The sequence below is a fragment of the Pseudomonas sp. 34 E 7 genome (assembly GCF_900005715.1).
Taxonomy (GTDB): Bacteria; Pseudomonadota; Gammaproteobacteria; order Pseudomonadales; family Pseudomonadaceae; genus Aquipseudomonas; species Aquipseudomonas orientalis_A.
The window spans coordinates 44,020-66,699 of the sequence record NZ_CVTX01000134.1; the positions used below are offsets into that span (position 1 = coordinate 44,020).

A 22,680-nucleotide genomic window follows, 5' to 3' on the forward strand; every position below is an offset into this window, starting at 1 on the left:
AATGAACCTCGCGCGTTACCGCTTTGTACTGTCCCGGCCCCTGCAATTGTTGCCAGTGCTATTGGGCATCAGCCTGATCACCTTTGTGCTGGTGCGTTCGATCCCGGGCGATCCGGCGCGCGCGCTGCTGGGTTCGCGCAGCACGCCCGACGCGTTGCTGAAAATCCGCGCCCAGTACGGCCTCGATGAACCGTTGTGGCTGCAATATTTCTACTTCCTGAAGAACCTGCTCAAGGGCGATCTCGGCCAATCGCTGCTGTACAAGGTCGACGCCCTGAAGCTGATCGTCACGCGTATCGAACCGACGCTGGTGCTGGTGCTCGGCAGTGTGCTGCTGGCGCTGTTGATCGCTGTCCCGCTGGCGACACTGGCGGCGCGCAATAAAGGCGGTTGGCCAGACAACCTGATCCGCGTATTCACCACAGTCGGCCTGGGCATGCCGGCGTTCTGGCTGGGCCTGATGCTGATCCTGTTGCTGAGTGTGCAGTGGGGCTTGTTTCCGGTGTCCGGTTACGGTCGCACCTGGCTGGACAAGGCCCATCATATGGTCCTGCCGTGTCTGACCATTGCCCTGGCGCTGTCGGCAGTGCTGGTGCGCAATTTGCGCGCGAGCATGTTGGTGGAACTGCAGGCCGATCATGTCACCGCAGCGCGGGCGCGGGGGCTGTCGGAAGCCGCCGTGTTCCGCCGCCATGTCGTGCCCAACTCCCTGGTGCCGGCCGTCAACCTGCTGGCTGTGAATATCGGCTGGCTGATCAGCGGCACGGTGGTCATCGAAAGCCTGTTCGCCATTCCCGGCATCGGCCAGTTGCTGGTGCGCGGTATTTTTACCCGCGACTACATGGTGGTACAGGGCGTGGCGATGGTGCTGGCCTGTGCGACGGTGGTGGTCAACTTCATCGCCGACGTGGTCACGGTGGCCCTCGACCCACGGGTGAAAATGCAATGAACAGCCGCCCATTGATAGCGCCCTGGCGTTTGCGCCTGCGCCTGGGTTTTCGCAACGGCCGGCTGACCGCCGCGTGGGGCCTGTTGATACTGCTCACGTGGCTGACCCTGGCGCTGTTCGCGCCGTGGATCGCGCCCTACGACCCGATTGCGCAGAACACCGATATGAGCCTGCTGGCGCCCGGTGCTGCGCACCTGTTCGGCACCGATAACTACGGCCGCGACGTGCTGTCGCGGGTGATCTGGGGCGCGCGCATCGACTTGCAACTGGCGATTGTCGGGGTGATCTTTCCGTTCATGATCGGCACCTTCATCGGTGCAATCTCCGGGTATATCGGCGGACGCCTGGACAGTGTGTGCATGCGCGTGATCGATGTGGTCCTGGCGTTCCCGTTTCTGGTGTTGATGCTGGCGATCATGGCCATTCTCGGGCCTGGACTGCAGAGCTTTTACATCGCTATGGCGCTGGTGGGCTGGGTCTCGTATGCGCGGTTGATCCGCTCGCAGATTCTGGTACTCAAGGAGAGCGACTTTGCCCTGGCCGCCAGGAGCCTGGGGTTTGGTCATGGGCGTATTCTGTTCCGGCATTTGCTGCCCAATGCGATGTTTGGCTCGATCGTGTTTTCCATGTCCGACGCGGTGCTGGTGCTGCTCAACGGCGCTGCGGTGAGCTACCTGGGCCTGGGCGTGCAGCCACCGACGGCCGAATGGGGCACGATGGTCGCCGAGGGCCAGGCCTTTATCACCACCGCCTGGTGGATCTGCACCTTCCCGGGCGTGGCCATCGTGACCCTGGCCATGGGCTTCAGCCTGCTGGCCGATGGTGTGGCGCAAGTCCTGGGGGATCGTTCATGAGCCTGCTGCAAGTGCGCGACCTCAGCGTGATCGCCGATAACGCCGGGCATGCGCTGACCCTGGTCGACCGCGTGTCCTTTGACCTGGCCGAGGGTGAAATCCTCGGGTTGGTCGGTGAAAGCGGTTCGGGCAAGACCCTGGCCTGTCGCGGCCTGATGCGCCTGCTGCCATCGCCCAACCTGCGCGTGCAGGGCGGCACGGTACACCTGGCCGGCCAGGACCTGCTGCGCCTGGATGAAGCCGGCATGCGCGCCGTCCGTGGCGGGCAGTTGGGCATGATCTTCCAGAACCCCAGCAGCCATCTGGACCCGTTGATGCGTATCGGCGAGCAGATCGCCGAAGGCATCCGCCTGCATCAAGGCGCCTCGAAGAAAGACGCGCGCCGGCAGGCCATCGACGTGCTGCGCCAAGTGGGCATTCCGGACCCGCAGGCCCGTGTCGACAACTATCCCCATGAGTTTTCCGGCGGCATGCGCCAGCGCGCGATGATTGCGGTAGCGCTGGGGTGCAACCCGAAGGTGCTGATCGCCGACGAACCCACCACGGCCCTGGATGTGACGGTGCAGGCGCAAATCCTGCGGTTGTTGCTCGACCTTCGCGACAGGCGTGGCCTGTCGATCATCATGATCACCCACGACCTCGGCGTGGTCGCGCAAAGCTGCGACTCCATCGCGGTGATGTACGCCGGGCGCCTGTGCGAACACGGCAGCAAATACGAACTGCTGGCCCAGCCACGGCACCCGTACACCGCCGGCCTGATCGATTGCCAGCCGGCCCACAGCAGCGGCCATGCGTTGTTGCGCACCATCCCTGGCCAGCCGCCGCTGCTCGACGCATTGCCGGGCGGTTGCCGCTTCAACCCGCGCTGCCCGCAGGTCGGCGCCCTGTGTACCGAACTGTTGCCGGAAGGCGCGCGAGTTGCCTGTCACTATCCCCTCGGAGGGCGCCCATGAGCCTGTTGCAGATCAAGGACCTGGAGGTCCGCTTTGCCGCATCCGGCGGTGGCCTGTTCGGGTTGAGCAAGCAGTGGGTGAGGGCGGTGAACGGGGTGTCGCTGAATCTGGCCGCCGGTGAAACCCTCGGGCTGGTGGGCGAGTCCGGCAGCGGTAAAAGCACGTTGGGCCGGGCAGTTTTGCACCTCAACCCGATCAGCGCCGGGCAAGTGCTGTTCGACGGTGTCGACATGGCCCGGGGCAGCGCCATCGATATTGCGCGCTTGCGCCGGGAAACCGCGATGATCTTCCAGGACCCCTACGCCGCCCTGAACCCGCGTCACAGCATCGGTGAAACCCTCGCCGAAGTGTTGCGGGTGCAGCGCAAGGTCGCGCCGCAAAACATCCGCGCCCGTGTCGATGAACTGCTCGAGCTGGTTGGCCTGCGTCCTGAACTGGCCTCGCGCAAACCCGGCTCCCTCAGTGGCGGCCAGTGCCAGCGCGTGGGCATCGCCCGAGCGCTGGCGGTGGAACCGCGCTTGATCGTCGCCGACGAATGCGTGGCGGCGCTGGATGTGTCGATTCAGGGCCAGATCATCAATCTGCTGTTGGAACTGCAACAGCGCATGAACCTGGCGATCCTGTTTATCGCCCATGACCTGGCCATCGTGCGGCGCCTGTGCGACCGCGTGGCGGTGATGTACCTGGGCAAGATCGTCGAGGAGGGGCCGGTGGAAGCGGTGTTCACTGCGCCGCGCCATCCCTATACGGCGGCGTTGATCGAGGCGATTCCGCAGATTGACCCCCATCGTCCGTTGCCTGCGCAGCCATTGCCCGGCGAACCACCCAGCCCGCTGAATTTGCCCACAGGTTGCGCGTTTCACCCGCGCTGCCGCTATGCCCAGGCCATGTGTTCCGTGGTGTTGCCGCCCACCCATTCAGTGCATGAGCATCGGTACAGTTGCGTGCTTGAACACCCTTTGCCCCTTCCTGCCCATCATGAACAAGGAGTTATGACATGCAATCGCGCCATTTGAAATTACTCGCCGCCGCCACGCTGACCGCCTGGTCCCTCACTGCCGGCCTGGCCCAGGCTGCTGGCGTACTGACCATCGGTTGCCGTGAAGACAGCACCACCTTTGACCCGATCAAAAGCGCGCAGAACCGCGATACCTGGGTATTTGCCAACGTCTACGACACCCTGGTGCGAGTGGACAACCTGGGCACCAAAATGGAACCGGGCCTGGCGCAAAGCTGGGAGATTTCCAAGGACGGCCTGACCTACACCTTCACACTGCGCGACGCGAAGTTCTCCGACGGCTCGCCGATCACCGCCGGCGACGCAGCGTTCAGCCTGTTGCGTATCCGCGATAACAAGGCCTCGCTGTGGAGCGACCCGTTCAGCCTGATCGACACCGCCAAGGCCCGCGATGGGAAAACCCTGGTCGTGACCCTGAAAACGCCGGCGGTGGCGTTTCTCTCGCAATTGGCGTCGCCAACGGTGTCGATCCTGTCGGAAAAAGCCATGACGACAATGGGCGAAGACGCCTACTCGGAAAACCCGGTGACCTCCGGCGCCTTCACCGTGGACGAATGGCGCAAGGGCGACCGCGTGATCCTGAAGAAGAACCCGAACTTCTGGCAGGCCGGCAACGTCAGCCTGGACGGGGTGGAGTGGGTGTCGGTCACGGACGACAACACACGCATGCGCATGGTGCAGAACAACGAGCTGGACACGGCGATCTTCGTACCCTTCTCCCGTGTTGAAGAGCTGAAGAAAGACCCGAACGTGGTGATCCATGCCGACCCGTCCACCCGCGAAGATCACCTGCTGATCAACCACGCGCATGGCCTGCTGGCCAAGCCAGAAGTGCGTGAAGCGCTGGACATGGCCATCGATAAACAATCGCTGGTGAAGACCGCCACTTACGGACAAGGCACCGTGGCCTATTCCTACATCCCGAAAGGCTCGCTCTTTCACTACGCCAATAACCTGCAACGCCCGTATGACCCGACTGCGGCGAAAAAGCTGCTGGCCGATGCAGGCGCCAAGGACCTGAAGCTCAACTACGTGGTCAACGCCGGCAACGAAGCGGACGAGCAGATTGCGGTGATCATCAAGGATCAACTGGCCAAGGTCGGCGTCACCGCCAACCTGCAAAAGGTCGACCCGACCCAGAGCTGGCAGATGCTGGTGGACGGTGAGTACGATATTTCGGTGATGTACTGGACCAACGACATCCTCGACCCGGACCAGAAGACCACTTTCGTGCTGGGTCATGACACCAACCAGAACTACATGACCCGTTACCAGAACGACAAGGTCAAGGCCCTGGTGGCGCAGGCGCGCATCGAGGCCGACCCGGCCAAGCGTGAACAGATGTACGTGGAGTTGCAGAAACTGGCGAAACAGGACGTGAACTGGATCGATCTGTACTACAGCCCTTACATCAATATCTCACGCAAGAATGTGAGCAACTTCCTGCAGAACCCGCTGGGCCGCTTCACGCTTGAGGAAGTGGTGAAAAACTGACGAGCGCTGCAATACCAATGTGGGAGGGGGCTTGCCCCCGATAGCGGTCTGTCAGCCAACAGATTCATGGGCTGATCCACCGCAATCGGGGGCAAGCCCCCTCCCACATTTTGCTTCAGGTTGTGTCAGGGGTTATTGCGCATCAAATGCCTGCCCATTGATCCCTGCACTGTCCGGCCCCATCAGGTACAGGTACACCGGCATGATTTCTTCCGGCGCCGGCCGTTCCATCGGGTTTTCCCCTGGGTAGGCCTGGGCTCGCATGCTGGTGCGCGTACCGCCCGGGTTGATGCTGTTGGCGCGCACGGCGGCGACGTCTTCCAGCTCGTCGGCCAGGGTCTGCATCAAGCCTTCAGTGGCAAACTTCGACACTCCGTAAGCGCCCCAATACGCGCGGCCCTTGCGCCCGACGCTGCTGGAAGTGAACACCACCGACGCATCCGTGGACAGCTTGAGCAACGGCAGCAGGGTGCTGGTCAGCATGAACATCGCGTTGACGTTGACGTGCATCACTCGCATGAAGTGCTCGCCGGACAATTGTTCGATGGGCGTGCGCGGTCCGATGATCGAGGCGTTGTGCAGCAGGCCGTCGAGGCGGCCGAATGCCTTTTCGATCATTGCTGCCAGCTCATCGTATTGATGGGGCAGGGCGGTCTCCAGGTTGAACGGGATCACCACCGGTTGCGGCTGGCCGGCGGCTTCGATTTCGTCATACACCTGGGCCAGGTTGGCCTCGGTCTTGCCCAGCAGCAGCACGGTAGCACCGTGGGCGGCGTAGGTTTTCGCCGCAGCCGCGCCGATCCCGCGGCCGGCACCGGTGACCAGGATCACCCGGCCTTTGAGCAGTTCTGGAGGGGCGGAATAATCAAACATACATAACCTCACATTCGAAAACGCCGAAGATCAACTGTGGGAGGGGGCTTGCCCCGATAGCGGTGGATCAGTCAACAAATGCAGTGACTGACACACTGCAATCGGGAGCAAGCCCCCTCCCATATTGGATCTTCATCGATCAGTTAAATCAGCAACTGCACACCGCGCTATCCAGCACCTTGCGCAGCTCCAATGGGTGGTCCACCACCACATCCGCCCCCCAGTGACGCGGATTGTCGTCCGGATGGATATAGCCGTAGGTAACTGCCGCCGTCCGGGTGCCGGCATCGCGACCGGATTCGATATCACGCAAATCATCGCCCACGAACAACACGCTGGCCGGGTCGAGGTCGAGCATCTTGCACGCCAGGATCATCGGCTCCGGGTCGGGCTTGCTGTTCTTCACGTGGTCCGGACAGATCAGCACGGCCGAGCGTTCGGCCAGGCCCAGTTGCTGCATGATCGGCTCGGCAAAGCGCAGCGGCTTGTTGGTGACCACGCCCCAGACCAGCTTGGCCTTCTCGATGTCTTCCAGCAGCTCGGCCATACCGTCGAACAATTTGCTGTGCACCGCGCAGTCCTTGAGGTAGCGCTCAAGGAATTCCTGGCGCAGCGCTTCGAAACCTGGCGACTCCGGGTCCATCGAGAACGTCACGGCGACCATCGCCTTCGCGCCACCGGAGATTTCATCGCGGATGTGCTGGTCGTTGACCGGCGGCAGGCCACGGTCGGCGCGCATGGCCTGGCAGATGGCGATAAAGTCCGGCGCGGTGTCCAGCAGGGTACCGTCCATGTCGAAGAGAACCGCTCGCAACTTCACAGGCTTACTCCTCGCGCAGGGTCTGGATCATGTAGTTGACGTCAACGTCGTTGGCCAGCTTGTAGTGCTTGGTCAGCGGGTTGTAGGTCAGGCCGATGATGTCCTTGACGGTCAGCCCGGCCTGGCGGCTCCACGCGCCCAGCTCGGAGGGGCGGATGAATTTCTTGAAGTCATGGGTGCCGCGCGGCAGCAGCTTCATGATGTATTCGGCGCCGATGATCGCGAACAGATAAGCCTTGGGGTTGCGGTTGATGGTGGAGAAGAACACCTGGCCGCCGGGCTTGACCATGCGGAAACAGGCGCGGATCACCGAAGACGGGTCCGGCACGTGTTCGAGCATTTCAAGGCAGGTGACCACGTCGAACTGTTCGGGCATTTCCTCGGCCAGGGCTTCGGCGGTGATCTGGCGGTATTCCACGCTTACGCCGGATTCCAACTGGTGCAGCTGGGCCACGGCCAGCGGTGCCTCGCCCATGTCGATGCCCATGACGGTGGCGCCGCGCTGGGCCATGGCTTCACTGAGGATGCCACCGCCGCAACCGACGTCCAGCACCTTTTTGCCGGCCAGGTTGACGCGTTCGTCAATCCAGTTGACCCGCAGTGGGTTGATGTCATGCAGCGGCTTGAACTCGCTCTCACGGTCCCACCAGCGGTGGGCCAGGGCTTCGAATTTGGCGATTTCGGCGTGGTCGACGTTGCTCATGGTGAATCCTCTGAATCTGATAAATCGGTTTATTCGCTGTGCCCGCTGATGCGTTGGCCCCAGGCAATGGCCGTGGCGGTCAACTGTGCTTCATCCATGCGGGTCAATCGTCGGTCGTCGAGCAACTGCTTGCCGGCGACCCAAAGGTGTTTCACACAATCGCGACCGGTGGCGTAGATAAGCTGTGAGACCGGGTCGTAGATCGGTTGTTGCGCCAGCCCCGAAAGGTCGAAGGCGACGATATCCGCAGCCTTGCCGACTTCCAGCGAGCCGATCTGGCTGTCCAGGCCCATCGCCCGCGCGCCATTGAGGGTGGCCATGCGCAGCGCGCGATGGGCGTCCAGCGCAGTGGCCGAACCGGCGACGGCCTTGGCCAGCATCGCGGCGGTGCGGGTTTCGCCCAACAGGTCAAGGTCGTTGTTGCTGGCGGCGCCGTCAGTGCCTATAGCCACATTGACGCCAGCCTGCCACAGGCGTTCAACCGGACAGAAGCCGCTGGCCAGTTTCAGGTTCGATTCCGGGCAATGGATCACGCTGGTGTTGCTTTCTACCAGCAAAGCCAGGTCATCCTCGCTGATTTGGGTCATGTGAACGGCCTGGAAGCGCGGGCCCAGCAAGCCAAGGCGACCCAGGCGGGCCAGTGGCCGCTCGCCCGTCTGTTCCACGGCCTGCTGCACCTCGAAGGCGGTTTCGTGCACGTGCATATGGATTGCGGCGTCCAGCTCTTCAGCGATGATCCGGATCTTTTCCAGGTTGTCATCGTTGACGGTATAAGGCGCGTGGGGGCCGAACGTGATCTTGATGCGTGGATGATGCTTGAGGTCGCCGAACAGCTCGATGCCTTGGCGAATCGCCTCATCGGCGGTGATGGCGCCCGGGATCGGGAAGTCCAGGATCGGAATGGCGATCTGCGCGCGCATGCCGCTGTTGTGCACGCAATCGCTGGCGACCTTGGGGTAGAAATACATATCGGAGAAGCAGGTGATGCCGCCCTTGAGCTGCTCGGCGATGGCCAGATCGGTGCCATCGCGCACGAAGGCTTCATCGACCCACTTGGCCTCGGCGGGCCAGATGTGTTTTTCCAGCCAGGTCATCAATGGCAGGTCATCGGCCAGGCCGCGGAACAGGCTCATCGCCGCATGCCCGTGGGCGTTGATCAGGCCGGGGCTGAGCAGCATGCCCGGCAGTTCGCGCACTTCGCTCGCCTCAAGCTTCAATGCCGCCGCCCGCGGCCCGATAAACACGATGCAACCGTCGCGGATACCCAGGCCATGCTCCTTGAGCACTACGCCGGCGGGTTCGACGGGTACCAGCCAGGTCGGCAGCAGTAATAAGTCGAGCGGGGCGGCAGTGGGCGTCATCGCAGGCTTCTTCCTGGGCAGCTATAAAAGAAGGGCGAAGTATACCCGAGCGTCCCGGCGGGCGGATCGCTATAATCGGCGGCTTTTGTTCATGAGTACGGGGTTAAGGGATGCGCGACCGACTGTTGGCGGCGGAGAAGGTGAAGGCCATCGAGTGGCGTGATGGCGTGCTGCACCTGCTCGATCAGCGTGCATTGCCGGCCCGGGAAAGCTGGGTGACGTGCTCGACCGTCGACGAGGTGGCCGCCGCCATTCGCGCAAGGGTGGTGCGCGGCGCGTCGGCCATCGGTATCAGTGCAGCCTACGGCCTGGTCCTGGCTGCGCGCCAACGCATTGCCGAGGGCGACGACTGGCAGGCGGCATGGGAAGAAGACTACGCATTGCTGGCCGATACCCGTCCCACCGCATCCAACCTGTTCTGGGCGTTGAAGTCCATGCGCGAGCGCCTTGACCGTCTCAAGCAACACGCCGACCCGTTGGCGGTGCTGGAAGCCGAAGCCATTGCGATTCATGAGAGCGATCGCGAAGCCAATGTGGTCATGGCCCAATTGGGCCTCGAGCGTATTCGCAAGCATCAGGGCAATGCCCAGGCGATTCTGACCCATGGCAACGCCGGCGCCTTGGCCTCCGGCGGTGTCGGCACGGCCCTCGGGGTGATCCGCGCGGCATTCCTGGAAGGCCTGGTCGAGCAGGTTTATGCCAATGAAACCCGGCCGTGGCTGCAAGGCTCGCGATTGACCGCCTGGGAGTTGGCCGGCGCCGGCGTTCCGGTCACGGTAAATGCCGACGCTGCCGGGGCGCATATCCTCAAGACCAAAGGCGTCACCTGGGTGGTGGTCGGCGCGGACTGCATCGCGGCCAATGGCGATGTGATCAGCACGATCGGTACCTATCAACTGGCCGTTTGCGCCATGCACCACGGCGTACGCTTCATGGTGGTGGCGCCGAGCTCGACCGTCGATCTGATGATGGCTACCGGCGATGATGTGACCCTGGAAGAGCGTGACGGCGCTGAGTTGCTGGAGGTGAATGGCCAGCGGTTGGAGGCGCAGGCATTTAATCCGGCATTCGATGTGACGCCGGCGGATCTGATTGATGTGATCGTGACCGAAAAAGGTGTGGTGGAGCGGCCGGATACTGCCAAGCTGGCCAGGTTGATGTGTCGTAAGCGGCTGCATTGAGGGCTGTGGTGTCTGTGCCATTGCTATCGGGGGCAAGCCCCCTCCCACAGGTTTGACTGTGTTCACAATTCAAGTGTGGGAGGGGGCTTGCCCCCGATTGGCCCTCAAAGTCAATAAAAGGCCCGGATCCGCCCTCAAAAAACAGCACCACCCCACCTCTGAGCCTCTCTCGTCCCCCTCAAGCCTGTCATTCATCAAATTACTAGCCTCCATGCGCATCAGGGGGATAGGTGCGTGGCGGCGATTGTGATAACATCCGGCGGTTTCCAGGGCTGCCCCGAGGGGTGGTCCATAACGTGCAGATCCGTGTCATAACTCGTTGATTTGTCGTAAGTCGTTGTCAGGCACCGTGCCGGCAGCGGCGAGCTTTGTTCGTCCCGAATGGATGTAACGAAGTTTCACCCGAAAAAGGAATCAGGCTTCTCATGGGCGAACTGGCCAAAGAAATCCTCCCGGTCAATATCGAAGACGAGCTGAAACAGTCCTACCTCGACTACGCGATGAGCGTCATTGTCGGTCGGGCACTGCCTGATGCGCGCGACGGCTTGAAGCCCGTGCACCGGCGTGTGCTGTTCGCGATGAGCGAGCTGGGTAACGACTGGAACAAGCCGTACAAGAAATCTGCCCGTGTTGTCGGTGACGTGATCGGTAAGTATCACCCCCACGGCGACACTGCGGTGTACGACACCATCGTTCGGATGGCCCAGCCGTTTTCCCTGCGCTACCTGCTGGTAGACGGCCAGGGCAACTTCGGTTCGGTCGACGGCGACAACGCCGCGGCCATGCGATACACCGAAGTGCGCATGACCAAGCTGGCGCACGAACTGCTGGCCGATCTGCATAAAGAAACCGTGGACTGGGTGCCGAACTACGACGGCACCGAAATGATCCCGGCCGTCATGCCCACCCGTATTCCCAACCTGCTGGTCAACGGTTCCAGCGGTATCGCCGTGGGCATGGCCACCAACATCCCGCCGCACAACCTCGGTGAAGTCATCGACGGTTGCCTGGCCCTCATCGACAACCCCGAGCTGACCGTCGATGAGCTGATGCAATACATCCCCGGCCCGGACTTCCCGACCGCCGCGATCATCAACGGTCGCGCCGGCATCATCGAAGCCTACCGCACCGGTCGCGGGCGCATTTACATGCGCGCCCGCTCGATCATCGAGGACATCGACAAGGTCGGTGGCCGCCAGCAGATCGTCATCACCGAACTGCCGTACCAGCTGAACAAAGCGCGCCTGATCGAAAAGATCGCCGAGCTGGTTAAAGAGAAGAAGCTCGAAGGCATCACCGAACTGCGCGACGAGTCCGACAAGGACGGTATGCGCGTAGTCATCGAGCTGCGTCGTGGCGAAGTGCCCGAGGTGATCCTCAACAACCTCTACGCCCAGACCCAGCTGCAAAGCGTGTTTGGTATCAACGTGGTTGCCCTGATCGATGGCCGCCCACGCATCCTGAACCTCAAGGATCTGCTGGAAGCGTTCGTCCGTCACCGCCGTGAAGTGGTCACCCGTCGTACCGTGTTCGAATTGCGCAAGGCCCGCGAGCGCGGCCACATCCTGGAAGGCCAGGCGGTTGCGCTGTCGAACATCGACCCGGTAATCGCCCTGATCAAGGCATCGCCGACGCCGTCGGAAGCCAAGGAAGCCCTGATCAAGATGCCGTGGGAATCCAGTGCCGTGGTGGCCATGGTTGAACGCGCCGGCGCTGATTCCTGCCGCCCTGAGACCCTGGACCCGCAATACGGCCTGCGTGACGGCAAGTATTTCCTGTCGCCGGAACAGGCCCAGGCCATCCTGGAACTGCGCCTGCACCGCCTTACCGGGCTGGAGCACGAGAAGCTGCTGGCCGAGTACCAGGAGATTCTCAACCAGATCGGCGAGCTGATCCGCATCCTCAACAGCGCCGTGCGCCTGATGGAAGTGATCCGCGAAGAACTCGAAGTGATCCGCGCCGAATACGGCGACGTGCGCCGCACCGAAATCCTCGATGCGCGCCTCGACCTGACCCTGGGTGACATGATCCCGGAAGAAGAGCGCGTGGTGACCATCTCCCACGGTGGCTATGCCAAGACCCAGCCGCTGGCGGCGTACCAGGCCCAGCGTCGTGGTGGTAAAGGTAAATCGGCTACCGGCGTCAAGGATGAGGACTACATCGCTCACCTGCTGGTCGCCAACAGTCACACCACGCTGCTGCTGTTCTCCAGCAAGGGCAAGGTGTACTGGCTGAAGACCTACGAAATCCCGGAAGCCTCTCGTGCCGCCCGTGGGCGTCCACTGGTCAACCTGCTGCCGCTGGACAGTGATGAATACATCACCACCATGCTGCCGGTCGAGGAATACACCGAAGGTCACTTCATCTTCATGGCCACCGCCATGGGCACCGTGAAGAAGACCCCGCTGGAATCCTTCAGCCGTCAACGCAGTGTGGGCCTGATCGCCCTGGAACTGGATGAAGGCGACGTGCTGATCTCTGCCGCGATCACCGATGGCGAGCGCGAAGTCATGCTGTTCTCCGACGGCGGCAAGGTCACGCGCTTCAAGGAGTCCGACGTTCGCGCCATGGGCCGTACCGCCCGCGGCGTGCGCGGCATGCGCCTGCCGGAAGGGCAGAAGCTGATCTCCATGTTGATCCCGGAAGAAGGCAGCCAGATCCTTACCGCGTCCGAGCGTGGCTACGGCAAGCGCACCGCCATCAGCGAGTTCCCGGAGTACAAGCGTGGCGGCCAGGGCGTGATTGCCATGGTCAGCAACGACCGCAACGGCCGTCTGGTCGGCGCGGTGCAGGTGCTCGACGGCGAGGAGATCATGTTGATTTCCGACCAGGGCACCCTGGTCCGTACCCGCGTGGCGGAAGTATCGAGCCTGGGCCGTAACACCCAGGGCGTGACCCTGATCAAGCTGGCCAAGGATGAAAAACTGGTCGGCCTTGAGCGTGTGCAGGAGCCTTCGGAAGTTGAGGGCGAAGCGCTCGAAGGTGAGGAATTCGACGGCGAGGTGATCGCAGCCGGCGATGACAACGTCGACGAGCCAACCCTCGATGCTGCCGCAGACGAAGAAGAACCGCAGGAATAAGCGGACACACAGGGGGCGGATGAAGATTCGCCCCCTTGTTGTTTGTCCCCTTTGAAATATAACGCCGCCCCCTGTAGGAGCTAGCTTGCTCGCGAAAATCGCCAACGATGACGCGGGCTGCCTGATACGCCCTTGCGCTATCGGGTTTTTCGCGAGCAAGCTCGCCCCAGCAGTGTTTGATTTCAGTCCCACCAGATCAGAGAGATTGGATGTGAGCAAGAGAGCCTATAACTTCTGTGCCGGTCCCGCGGCGCTTCCTGAAGCAGTCCTGCAGCGCGCGCAGGCTGAACTCCTCGACTGGCATGGAAAAGGCCTCTCCGTGATGGAAATGAGCCATCGCAGCGATGAGTTCGTGTCCATCGCCACCAAGGCCGAGCAGGATCTGCGCGACTTGCTGGACATCCCCTCCCACTACAAAGTGCTGTTCCTGCAGGGCGGCGCGAGCCAGCAGTTCGCCCAGATCCCGCTGAACCTGCTGCCCGAAGGCGGCACGGCCGACTATATCGACACCGGTATCTGGGGTCAGAAGGCCATTGAAGAAGCCTCCCGCTACGGTCATGTCAATGTGGCAGGCACCGCCAAGCCTTATGACTACTTCGCCATTCCTGGTCAGAACGAATGGAATCTGTCCAAGGATGCGGCCTACGTGCACTACGTCGCCAATGAAACCATCGGCGGCCTGCAATTCGACTGGGTGCCGCAAGTGGGCGATGTCCCACTGGTGTGCGACATGTCCTCGGACATCCTCTCGCGCCCCATCGATGTGTCCAAGTACGGCATGATCTACGCCGGCGCGCAGAAAAACATCGGCCCGAGCGGCATCCTGGTCAATATCATCCGCGAAGACCTGCTCGGCCGCGCGCGCTCGGTGTGCCCGACCATGCTCAACTACAAGGTCGCGGCCGATAATGGCTCGATGTACAACACCCCGCCGGCATTCGCCTGGTACCTGTCCGGCCTGGTGTTCGAATGGCTCAAGGAGCAGGGCGGCGTGGCTGCCATGGGCAAGCTCAACGAAGTGAAGAAGCGCACCTTGTACGACTTCATCGACGCCAGCGGCCTGTACAGCAACCCGATCAACCTCGCCAATCGCTCATGGATGAACGTGCCATTCCGCCTGGCTGACGACCGCCTGGACAAGCCGTTCCTGGCCGGTGCCGACGAGCGCGGCCTGCTGAACCTCAAGGGTCACCGTTCGGTCGGTGGCATGCGCGCCTCCATCTACAACGCCGTCGACATCCACGCCATCAACGCGCTGGTTGCCTACATGGCAGAGTTCGAAAAGGAACACGGCTAATGTCTGAGCAAGAACTCAAGGCCCTGCGGGTACGCATCGACAGCCTGGACGAGAAAGTCCTCGAGCTGATCAGCGAGCGCGCACGCTGCGCCCAGGAAGTGGCCCGGGTGAAAATGGCGTCCCTGGCGGAAGGCGAGGTGCCGGTGTTCTACCGGCCCGAGCGCGAGGCTCAGGTGCTCAAGCGCGTGATGGAGCGCAACAAGGGGCCGCTGGGCAACGAAGAGATGGCGCGGTTGTTCCGTGAAATCATGTCCTCGTGCCTGGCGCTGGAGCAGCCGCTGAAAGTGGCGTACCTCGGCCCGGAAGGCACCTTCACCCAAGCGGCGGCCATGAAACATTTCGGCCATGCCGTGATCAGCAAGCCAATGGCGGCGATCGACGAAGTGTTCCGCGAAGTGGCGGCCGGTGCGGTGAATTTTGGCGTGGTGCCGGTGGAAAACTCCACCGAAGGCGCGGTCAACCACACGCTGGACAGCTTCCTGGAACACGACATGGTGATCTGTGGCGAGGTCGAGCTGCGCATCCACCACCACCTGCTGGTGGGCGAAAACACCAAGACCGACAGCATCAGCCGTATCTATTCCCACGCCCAGTCCCTGGCTCAGTGCCGCAAGTGGCTGGACGCCCATTACCCGAACGTCGAGCGCGTGGCGGTCTCCAGCAATGCCGAGGCGGCCAAGCGGGTCAAGGGCGAGTGGAACTCGGCGGCGATTGCCGGCGATATGGCGGCGGGCCTGTACGGGCTCACGCGCCTGGCCGAGAAAATCGAGGACCGTCCGGACAACTCCACGCGCTTCCTGATGATCGGTAGCCAGGAAGTGCCGCCCACCGGCGACGACAAGACCTCCATCATCGTCTCCATGAGCAACAAGCCCGGCGCGCTGCATGAACTGCTGGTGCCGTTCCACGACAACGGGATTGACCTGACGCGCATCGAGACGCGTCCTTCGCGCAGCGGTAAATGGACCTACGTGTTCTTTATCGACTTCATCGGGCATCACCGTGACCCGCTGGTCAAAGGTGTGCTGGAGAAAATCAGCCAGGAGGCCGTGGCACTCAAGGTGCTGGGCTCTTACCCGAAAGCGGTTTTGTGAGGCTTTGACATGAGTGGCAACTTCCTCGCCCTGGCGCAGCCGGGCGTGCAACAACTCTCGCCTTACGTTCCGGGCAAGCCTGTGGACGAGTTGGCGCGTGAGTTGAATCTGGATCCGTCCAAAATCGTCAAGCTGGCGAGTAACGAAAACCCGCTGGGCCCGAGCCCCAAAGTGTTGGCGGCGATTCGGGAAGAGTTGGCCGAGCTGACCCGTTATCCCGACGGCAACGGCTTTGCCCTCAAGTCGTTGCTGGCGCAAAAGTGTCGGGTCGAGCTGAACCAGGTGACCCTGGGCAACGGCTCCAACGACATCCTCGAGCTGGTCGGCCGGGCCTACCTGGCACCGGGCCTGAACGCGGTGTTCAGTGAGCATGCATTCGCGGTCTACCCGATCGTCACCCAGGCCGTAGGCGCCGATGCACGGGTGATTCCGGCAAAGGACTGGGGGCACGACCTGCCGGCGATGCTGGCCGCAATCGATGCGCAAACCCGCGTGGTGTTTATCGCCAACCCGAATAACCCGACGGGCACCTGGTTCGATGAGCAGGCCTTGAACGAATTCCTGCAGGACGTGCCCGAGCATGTCCTCGTGGTGCTGGACGAGGCTTATATCGAGTACGCCGAAGGCAGCGACCTGCCGAATGGCCTGGCCTTCCTGGCGGCCTATCCGAACCTGCTGGTGTCGCGCACCTTCTCCAAGGCCTACGGCCTGGCGTCGCTGCGGGTTGGCTATGGTTTGTCCAGCGCGGTAGTCGCTGATGTGCTGAACCGTGTGCGCCAACCGTTCAACGTTAACAGTCTGGCCCTGGCGGCGGCCTGCGCGGCGTTGAACGATGCCGACTACCTCGAGGAAAGCCGTCGCCTCAACGAGCGCGGCATGCAGCAATTGCAGGACGGTTTTCGCGAGTTGGGCCTGGGCTGGATTGCGTCCAGGGGCAACTTTATCTGCGTCGACCTCGGCCAGGTAGCCGCCCCGGTCTTCCAGGGTTTGCTGCGCGAAGGCGTGATCGTGCGCCCGGTGGCCAATTACGGCATGCCCAATCACCTGCGCGTCACCATCGGTTTGCCGGCTGAGAACAGCCGCTTCCTGGAGGCGTTGGCCAAGGTGCTGGCCCGTGGTTGATGTCACTGCACTGCAACCTGCTGTGCCTATGATCGGTCGCCTGGTGGTCGTCGGTCTTGGGTTGATCGGTGGATCCTTCGCCAAAGGCCTGCGCGAGAGCGGCCTGTGCGGCGAAGTGGTTGGCGTGGACCTGGACCCGCAATCGCGCAAGCTGGCGGTGGAACTGGGGGTGGTGGATCGCTGCGAGGCGGACCTGGCCATCGCGTGCCAGGGCGCCGACGTGATCCAGCTGGCCGTGCCGATCCTGGCCATGGAAAAGCTGTTGGCGATTTTGGCCGGCCTGGATTTGGGCAGCGCGATCCTCACGGATGTCGGCAGCGCCAAGGGCAACGTGGTGCGCGCGGCGCAACTGGCGTTTGGTGAAATGCCACCGCGTTTCGTGCCCGGCCATCCGATTGCCGGCTCCGAGCAGAGTGGGGTGGAAGCGTCCAACGCCCAGCTGTTTCGTCGGCACAAAGTGATCCTGACGCCGCTTGCGCAGACCGATCCTGCGGCCTTGGCCGTGGTGGACCGGTTGTGGCGCGAGTTGGGGGCGGATGTGGAGCATATGCAGGTCGAGCGTCACGACGAAGTGCTGGCGGCGACCAGCCATCTGCCCCATCTGTTGGCATTCGGCCTGGTGGATTCATTGGCCAAGCGCAACGAGAACCTGGAGATTTTCCGCTATGCCGCCGGCGGCTTCCGCGACTTCACGCGGATTGCCGGCAGCGACCCGGTGATGTGGCACGACATCTTCCTCGCCAATCGTGAAGCGGTGTTGCGTACCCTCGATACCTTCCGCAGCGACCTCGACGCCTTGCGCGACGCCGTGGATGCAGGCGATGGCCATCAACTGTTGGGTGTGTTCACCCGTGCGCGGGTGGCGCGTGAACACTTCAGCAAGATCCTGGCGCGGCGCGCCTATATGGAAACCGCAGTGAATGCCGACGAACTGACCTTCATCGCCCGTCCAGGTGGCCGCTTGAGCGGGCGCATTCGGGTGCCGGGTGACAAGTCGATCTCCCATCGCTCGATCATGCTGGGCTCATTGGCTGATGGCGTGACCGAAGTGGAAGGCTTCCTTGAAGGTGAGGACGCCCTGGCGACCTTGCAGGCATTTCGCGACATGGGCGTGGTGATTGAAGGGCCGCACCACGGCCGCGTGACGATTCATGGCGTGGGCTTGCATGGCTTGAAACCGGCGCCGGGGCCGATCTACCTGGGCAATTCCGGCACGTCCATGCGCCTGCTGTCCGGGTTGCTGGCGGCGCAGCGCTTCGACAGCGTGCTGACGGGCGATGCGTCGCTGTCCAGGCGCCCGATGAGCCGCGTGGCCAAGCCGTTGCGGGACATGGGTGCACTGATCGAGACCGGGCCGCAAGGGTGCCCGCCGCTGACCATCCGCGGTGGCCAGGCACTCAAAGGCATCAATTATGTACTGCCGATGGCCAGTGCCCAGGTGAAATCCTGTGTGTTGCTGGCCGGACTGTATGCCGAAGGCAAAACCGCAGTGACCGAGCCTGCACCGACCCGCGACCACACCGAGCGCATGCTGCGCGGTTTTGGTTACCCGGTGACCGTGGAGGGCGCGACGGCGTCGGTCGAATCCGGGCATACGTTGACCGCTACCCATATAGAAGTGCCTGGGGATATTTCCTCCTCGGCATTTTTCCTGGTGGCGGCCACGATTGCCGAGGGTTCCGAGTTGTTGCTCGAACATGTCGGTATCAATCCGACCCGCACCGGGGTGATCGATATTCTGCGCCTGATGGGCGCGGACATTACCCTGGAAAACCCGCGTGAAGTGGGTGGCGAACCGGTGGCCGACTTGCGTGTACGCGCCGCTGTGCTTAAAGGCATCGAGATTCCCGAAGCGCTGGTGCCGCTGGCGATCGATGAGTTTCCCGTGCTGTTCGTCGCCGCCGCCTGCGCCGAGGGGCGCACCGTGTTGCGCGGTGCCGAGGAGCTGCGGGTGAAGGAATCCGATCGCATCCAGGTCATGGCCGACGGTCTGTTGGCGCTGGGTGTGAAGTGTGAACCGACATCTGATGGGATTATCATTGATGGCGGCCCGATAGGCGGCGGCGACGTGCATGCCCATGGCGATCACCGAATCGCCATGGCATTGAGCGTGGCGTCGTTGCGAGCGGCGGCGCCGATTCGTATCCGTGACTGCGCCAACGTCGCTACATCTTTTCCGAACTTTCTTACACTGTGTGCCCATGTCGGCATGCGTGTAGCCCAAGAGGCTCAATTGTGAATATCAAAGCACCGGTGATTACCATCGATGGGCCAAGCGGCTCGGGCAAAGGCACGATCGCCGGCATTCTGGCCAAGCGTCTCGGCTGGTGCCTGCTCGATTCCGGCGCGCTGTATCGCCTGCTGGCCTTCGCTGCGCGCAACCATGGCGTCGACCTCACCAACGAAGAATCCCTGAAGCTGCTGGCGGCGCACCTTGATGTCCAGTTCGTCGGCGCGACGGAAGGTCATCCCCAGCGGATCATCCTCGAAGGCGACGATGTGACCGACGACCTGCGTAACGAACAAGTCGGTTCCTGGGCCTCCCAGGTTGCCGCGTTGCCGGCCGTGCGTGACGCATTGCTGCAGCGCCAGCGCGCGTTTCAGGAGCCGCCGGGCCTGGTCGCCGACGGCCGTGACATGGGTACGGTGGTGTTTCCCGAGGCGCCGCTGAAGATTTTCCTGACCGCCAGCGCCGAGGAACGTGCTCGCCGTCGTTACTTGCAGTTGAAGGGCAAAGTCGATGGTGTTAGTCTGTCGAGTCTGCTAGATGAGATCCGTGCACGCGATGAGCGTGATACCCAGCGTGCGGTAGCCCCGCTCAAGCCGGCGGCTGACGCCATACAGCTGGATTCCACGGAGTTGTCCATCGAGCAGGTGCTGGAACGCATCATGAGCGAGATCGCCATTCGCGATATCGCCGGGTGACCAAGAAGGCTGCAGGGGACCAGTCATAGTCCTGCGGTGCTTCTTCTAATTGAAACTGACCCATACCGTCTGGGGTGTGGAGATGGGCGTATTCTTCGCCCTTATCAACAGGAATTAAAATGAGCGAAAGCTTTGCGGAACTCTTTGAAGAAAGCCTAAAAACCCTGAACCTTCAGGCAGGCTCCATCATCACCGGTGTTATCGTTGATATCGATTACCAAGCTCGCTGGGTAACCGTTCACGCTGGTCTGAAGTCTGAAGCTCTGATCCCGCTGGAACAGTTCTACAACGATGCTGGCGATCTGACAATCAATGTCGGTGACGAAGTTCACGTTGCTCTGGACTCGGTTGAAGACGGTTTCGGTGAAACCAAGCTGTCCCGTGAAAAAGCCAAGCGCGCTGAATGCTGGATTGTTCTCGAAGCAGCCTTCGCAGCTGAAGAAGTGGTCAAGGGCGTTATCAACGGTAAGGTTAAAGGCGGCTTCACTGTCGACGTTAACGGCATCCGTGCGTTCCTGCCAGGTTCTTTGGTCGACGTTCGTCCTGTGCGCGACACCACGCACCTGGAAGGCAAGGAACTCGAATTCAAGGTCATCAAGCTCGACCAGAAACGCAACAACGTTGTCGTTTCCCGTCGCAGCGTCCTGGAAGCAGAGAACTCCGCCGAGCGTGAAGCTCTGCTGGAATCCCTGCAGGAAGGCCAACAAGTCAAAGGTATCGTCAAGAACCTCACCGATTACGGCGCATTCGTCGATCTGGGTGGCGTCGATGGCCTGCTGCACATTACCGACATGGCTTGGAAGCGTATCAAGCATCCATCGGAAATCGTCAACGTTGGCGACGAGATCGATGTCAAGGTTCTGAAATACGATCGCGAACGCAACCGTGTTTCCCTGGGCCTGAAGCAACTGGGTGAAGATCCATGGGTCGCTATCAAAGCCCGTTACCCAGAAAGCACCCGCGTGACCGCGCGTGTTACCAACCTGACCGACTACGGCTGCTTCGCTGAGCTGGAAGAAGGCGTGGAAGGCCTGGTACACGTTTCCGAAATGGACTGGACCAACAAGAACATCCACCCTTCGAAAGTCGTACAAGTCGGCGACGAAGTGGAAGTTATGGTTCTGGACATCGACGAAGAGCGTCGTCGTATCTCCCTGGGCATCAAGCAGTGCAAATCTAACCCATGGGAAGATTTCTCTGGCCAGTTCAACAAGGGCGATAAAATCTCCGGCACCATCAAGTCGATCACCGATTTCGGTATCTTCATTGGTCTGGACGGCGGCATCGACGGCCTGGTTCACCTGTCCGACATCTCCTGGAACGAAGTTGGCGAAGAAGCTGTTCGTCGTTTCAAGAAGGGCGACGAGCTGGACACCGTTATCCTGTCGGTTGACCCAGAGCGCGAGCGCATCTCCCTGGGCATCAAGCAACTGGAAAGCGATCCGTTCTCCGAGTACGTACAAGAGAACGACAAAGGCGCCATCGTTAAAGGTACAGTGAAAGAAGTTGACGCCAAAGGCGCCATCATCACCCTGGCCGACGATATCGAAGCGACTCTGAAAGCCTCCGAAATCAGCCGTGACCGCGTTGAAGACGCGCGCAACGTTCTGAAAGAAGGCCAGGAAGTAGAAGCCAAGATCATCAGCGTTGACCGCAAGAGCCGCGTAATCCAACTCTCCATCAAGTCGAAAGACGAAGTGGAAGAGAAAGAAGCTATCCAGAGTCTGAAAGAAACTCCGGCAGCTGCAACTGGCGAGACCACCATGGCCTCCCTGCTGCGCGAAGCAATGGCTAAGCAGAACTAAGTTCTGTAAGGCTGTAGAAAAAGGGCGACTTTGGTCGCCCTTTTTTGTGCCTGAAATTTGATGAATTAACATCCCCGAACCAAGGCATTCAGCCTGTGGTCAGAACTGGCTATAGTCTCTAACAGACATGTCGCGTTACTGATTCGATAAGGGTTTGAATGAACAGGATTCTCTTGATACTTGCATTGATCGTACTTGCGGGTTGCTCCAGCACCAGCGCTAAGACCCATGCCAAGCGCGGCGTCAGCGGCATAGAGGTCGACTGCTCTGGTCTGGGTAACAAATGGGAGAAGTGCGAAAAGCGCGCTGCTCGCGAATGCAAAATGCAGGGCTATAAAGTCATTACCCGATCCAGTGATGCTGCGGATGAAGAGGGCGATTACCCGTTCGGCTGGAACCCAGCCGGCGCAGTCACGCGGACGATGTTAGTGATCTGCAATTAGCGTCCTGTGTGTTCACAGTGAGCGTTTATTCAGCTCGCAGATAAGTTGATATACGGGCTGTTCAAATTCATCAAGTCATGCTAAAACCTTCGAAGCGCTTTTCCTAGCTGCTTGAAAAAGAAGGGAAAAATATGACGAAGTCGGAGTTGATCGAACGAATTGTCACCCATCAAGGGCTGCTCTCATCCAAGGATGTGGAGCTGGCTATCAAGACCATGCTTGAGCAAATGTCCCAATGCCTGGCCACTGGAGACCGCATCGAAATTCGCGGCTTCGGTAGCTTTTCCCTCCACTACCGCGCGCCGCGCGTTGGCCGCAACCCAAAAACCGGCCAATCCGTCAGTCTCGACGGCAAGTTCGTTCCCCACTTCAAACCGGGCAAGGAATTGCGCGATCGGGTGAACGAAGAAGAGGAAGAGGGCGTCTGAGTATTTCTTTGGAAAGGAGATGGGTATGCGTGGGGTTAAGCGCGTTGTTGCGATATTGATTGCAGTGCTTGCGGGTTTGGTAATTTTGGCATTTGTGCTCGAGAATCAGCAAGGTGTTGCGTTGTCTTTCTTGGGTTGGAGTACTGCGCAGATGCCGGTGGCGGTGTTTGTGGTGATTGCTTTGATTGTAGGAATGTTGATTGGGCCGTTGTTGGGAGTGTTTGTACGTAGGCGTCGGCATAAGACGATTGCCTAGTGGTTCAGGTGTGGTGCGGTGAGC

Annotated in this window: 20 protein-coding genes; 16 read left to right on the forward strand and 4 right to left on the reverse strand. The window is 61.2% G+C overall.

Going from position 1 to position 22,680, the window contains the following annotated elements; translation table 11 throughout:
* The first annotated feature begins 1 nt into the window (after window position 1).
* The 5 genes from BFP96_RS12255 to BFP96_RS12275 are packed head-to-tail and all read left to right on the forward strand — an operon-like array spanning window position 2 to window position 5,268.
* The gene (locus BFP96_RS12255; RefSeq protein ID WP_065893571.1) at window positions 2-949 is read left to right on the forward strand and encodes an ABC transporter permease; all 948 of its coding nucleotides are present in this window, start codon (window positions 2-4) and stop codon (window positions 947-949) included.
* Window positions 946-1,803 (forward strand): ABC transporter permease, encoded by an 858-nt coding sequence (locus tag BFP96_RS12260; RefSeq protein WP_065896632.1) that lies wholly within the window; start codon window positions 946-948, stop codon window positions 1,801-1,803. The genes BFP96_RS12255 and BFP96_RS12260 overlap by 4 nt, the downstream gene beginning before the upstream one ends.
* Entirely contained in the window at window positions 1,800-2,756 is a 957-nt protein-coding gene (locus BFP96_RS12265; protein WP_065886401.1) for an ABC transporter ATP-binding protein, read from the forward strand. The genes BFP96_RS12260 and BFP96_RS12265 overlap by 4 nt, the downstream gene beginning before the upstream one ends.
* Window positions 2,753-3,772, forward strand: a complete 1,020-nt coding sequence (locus BFP96_RS12270; RefSeq protein WP_065896630.1) for an ABC transporter ATP-binding protein — start codon at window positions 2,753-2,755, stop codon at window positions 3,770-3,772. The genes BFP96_RS12265 and BFP96_RS12270 overlap by 4 nt, the downstream gene beginning before the upstream one ends.
* Complete coding sequence (locus BFP96_RS12275) at window positions 3,754-5,268, forward strand: ABC transporter substrate-binding protein (RefSeq protein ID WP_065936285.1); 1,515 nt, start codon at window positions 3,754-3,756, stop codon at window positions 5,266-5,268. The genes BFP96_RS12270 and BFP96_RS12275 overlap by 19 nt, the downstream gene beginning before the upstream one ends.
* A gap of 132 nt (window positions 5,269-5,400) precedes the next feature.
* Here the strand turns inward: BFP96_RS12275 and BFP96_RS12280 are convergent, their stop codons facing one another.
* The 4 genes from BFP96_RS12280 to BFP96_RS12295 all read right to left on the reverse strand — a co-directional run bounded on the left by BFP96_RS12280 (window position 5,401) and on the right by BFP96_RS12295 (window position 9,025).
* Complete coding sequence (locus BFP96_RS12280) at window positions 5,401-6,141, reverse strand: YciK family oxidoreductase (protein WP_065886404.1); 741 nt, start codon at window positions 6,139-6,141, stop codon at window positions 5,401-5,403.
* A gap of 148 nt (window positions 6,142-6,289) precedes the next feature.
* Entirely contained in the window at window positions 6,290-6,961 is a 672-nt protein-coding gene (mupP, locus tag BFP96_RS12285; protein WP_065886405.1) for an N-acetylmuramic acid 6-phosphate phosphatase MupP, read from the reverse strand.
* 4 nt (window positions 6,962-6,965) lie between these two features.
* Window positions 6,966-7,664, reverse strand: coding sequence for a bifunctional 2-polyprenyl-6-hydroxyphenol methylase/3-demethylubiquinol 3-O-methyltransferase UbiG (gene ubiG, locus BFP96_RS12290; RefSeq protein ID WP_003189760.1), 699 nt, complete (start codon window positions 7,662-7,664; stop codon window positions 6,966-6,968).
* A gap of 29 nt (window positions 7,665-7,693) precedes the next feature.
* The gene (locus BFP96_RS12295) at window positions 7,694-9,025 is read right to left on the reverse strand and encodes a TRZ/ATZ family hydrolase (protein ID WP_065896628.1); all 1,332 of its coding nucleotides are present in this window, start codon (window positions 9,023-9,025) and stop codon (window positions 7,694-7,696) included.
* A gap of 110 nt (window positions 9,026-9,135) precedes the next feature.
* Between BFP96_RS12295 and mtnA the strand changes: the two genes are divergently transcribed.
* The 11 genes from mtnA to BFP96_RS12350 all read left to right on the forward strand — a co-directional run bounded on the left by mtnA (window position 9,136) and on the right by BFP96_RS12350 (window position 22,656).
* Entirely contained in the window at window positions 9,136-10,206 is a 1,071-nt protein-coding gene (gene mtnA, locus BFP96_RS12300; protein WP_065936286.1) for an S-methyl-5-thioribose-1-phosphate isomerase, read from the forward strand.
* Window positions 10,207-10,631: 425 nt separating this feature from the next.
* Window positions 10,632-13,286 (forward strand): DNA gyrase subunit A, encoded by a 2,655-nt coding sequence (gyrA, locus tag BFP96_RS12305; protein WP_065886408.1) that lies wholly within the window; start codon window positions 10,632-10,634, stop codon window positions 13,284-13,286.
* Window positions 13,287-13,497: 211 nt separating this feature from the next.
* Window positions 13,498-14,583, forward strand: coding sequence for a 3-phosphoserine/phosphohydroxythreonine transaminase (gene serC / locus BFP96_RS12310; protein WP_065936287.1), 1,086 nt, complete (start codon window positions 13,498-13,500; stop codon window positions 14,581-14,583).
* Complete coding sequence (pheA, locus tag BFP96_RS12315; protein ID WP_003172650.1) at window positions 14,583-15,677, forward strand: prephenate dehydratase; 1,095 nt, start codon at window positions 14,583-14,585, stop codon at window positions 15,675-15,677. The genes serC and pheA overlap by 1 nt, the downstream gene beginning before the upstream one ends.
* A 9-nt stretch (window positions 15,678-15,686) precedes the next feature.
* Entirely contained in the window at window positions 15,687-16,799 is a 1,113-nt protein-coding gene (gene hisC / locus BFP96_RS12320) for a histidinol-phosphate transaminase (protein ID WP_065936288.1), read from the forward strand.
* Between the two features lie 28 nt (window positions 16,800-16,827).
* Window positions 16,828-19,038, forward strand: a complete 2,211-nt coding sequence (locus BFP96_RS12325; RefSeq protein ID WP_065936311.1) for a bifunctional prephenate dehydrogenase/3-phosphoshikimate 1-carboxyvinyltransferase — start codon at window positions 16,828-16,830, stop codon at window positions 19,036-19,038.
* Window positions 19,035-19,724, forward strand: coding sequence for a (d)CMP kinase (gene cmk, locus BFP96_RS12330; RefSeq protein ID WP_012722932.1), 690 nt, complete (start codon window positions 19,035-19,037; stop codon window positions 19,722-19,724). The genes BFP96_RS12325 and cmk overlap by 4 nt, the downstream gene beginning before the upstream one ends.
* Before the next feature lie 119 nt (window positions 19,725-19,843).
* Window positions 19,844-21,529, forward strand: coding sequence for a 30S ribosomal protein S1 (gene rpsA, locus BFP96_RS12335; RefSeq protein WP_065886412.1), 1,686 nt, complete (start codon window positions 19,844-19,846; stop codon window positions 21,527-21,529).
* Window positions 21,530-21,687: 158 nt separating this feature from the next.
* Complete coding sequence (locus BFP96_RS12340) at window positions 21,688-21,972, forward strand: hypothetical protein (RefSeq protein ID WP_065936289.1); 285 nt, start codon at window positions 21,688-21,690, stop codon at window positions 21,970-21,972.
* 131 nt (window positions 21,973-22,103) lie between these two features.
* On the forward strand, window positions 22,104-22,400 hold the full coding sequence (gene ihfB, locus BFP96_RS12345; protein WP_003189779.1) for an integration host factor subunit beta: 297 nt from the start codon (window positions 22,104-22,106) through the stop codon (window positions 22,398-22,400).
* Between the two features lie 25 nt (window positions 22,401-22,425).
* A complete protein-coding gene (locus tag BFP96_RS12350; RefSeq protein ID WP_065936290.1) occupies window positions 22,426-22,656 on the forward strand; it encodes a lipopolysaccharide assembly protein LapA domain-containing protein in 231 nt (76 codons plus the stop codon).
* Window positions 22,657-22,680 lie beyond the last annotated feature (24 nt).

Bases quoted from the DNA above. Each gene is read 5' to 3' on its own strand.
- BFP96_RS12265 (WP_065886401.1), top strand. From the start codon at position 1,800: ATGAGCCTGCTGCAAGTGCGCGACCTCAGCGTGATCGCCGATAACGCC.
- gyrA (WP_065886408.1), top strand. From the start codon at position 10,632: ATGGGCGAACTGGCCAAAGAAATCCTCCCGGTCAATATCGAAGACGAG.
- BFP96_RS12255 (WP_065893571.1), top strand. From the start codon at position 2: ATGAACCTCGCGCGTTACCGCTTTGTACTGTCCCGGCCCCTGCAATTG.
- BFP96_RS12325 (WP_065936311.1), top strand. From the start codon at position 16,828: ATGATCGGTCGCCTGGTGGTCGTCGGTCTTGGGTTGATCGGTGGATCC.
- BFP96_RS12280 (WP_065886404.1), bottom strand. From the start codon at position 6,141: ATGTTTGATTATTCCGCCCCTCCAGAACTGCTCAAAGGCCGGGTGATC.
- hisC (WP_065936288.1), top strand. From the start codon at position 15,687: ATGAGTGGCAACTTCCTCGCCCTGGCGCAGCCGGGCGTGCAACAACTC.
- BFP96_RS12270 (WP_065896630.1), top strand. From the start codon at position 2,753: ATGAGCCTGTTGCAGATCAAGGACCTGGAGGTCCGCTTTGCCGCATCC.
- rpsA (WP_065886412.1), top strand. From the start codon at position 19,844: ATGAGCGAAAGCTTTGCGGAACTCTTTGAAGAAAGCCTAAAAACCCTG.
- pheA (WP_003172650.1), top strand. From the start codon at position 14,583: ATGTCTGAGCAAGAACTCAAGGCCCTGCGGGTACGCATCGACAGCCTG.
- ihfB (WP_003189779.1), top strand. From the start codon at position 22,104: ATGACGAAGTCGGAGTTGATCGAACGAATTGTCACCCATCAAGGGCTG.
- BFP96_RS12260 (WP_065896632.1), top strand. From the start codon at position 946: ATGAACAGCCGCCCATTGATAGCGCCCTGGCGTTTGCGCCTGCGCCTG.
- BFP96_RS12350 (WP_065936290.1), top strand. From the start codon at position 22,426: ATGCGTGGGGTTAAGCGCGTTGTTGCGATATTGATTGCAGTGCTTGCG.
- mtnA (WP_065936286.1), top strand. From the start codon at position 9,136: ATGCGCGACCGACTGTTGGCGGCGGAGAAGGTGAAGGCCATCGAGTGG.
- BFP96_RS12275 (WP_065936285.1), top strand. From the start codon at position 3,754: ATGCAATCGCGCCATTTGAAATTACTCGCCGCCGCCACGCTGACCGCC.
- BFP96_RS12295 (WP_065896628.1), bottom strand. From the start codon at position 9,025: ATGACGCCCACTGCCGCCCCGCTCGACTTATTACTGCTGCCGACCTGG.
- ubiG (WP_003189760.1), bottom strand. From the start codon at position 7,664: ATGAGCAACGTCGACCACGCCGAAATCGCCAAATTCGAAGCCCTGGCC.
- BFP96_RS12340 (WP_065936289.1), top strand. From the start codon at position 21,688: ATGAACAGGATTCTCTTGATACTTGCATTGATCGTACTTGCGGGTTGC.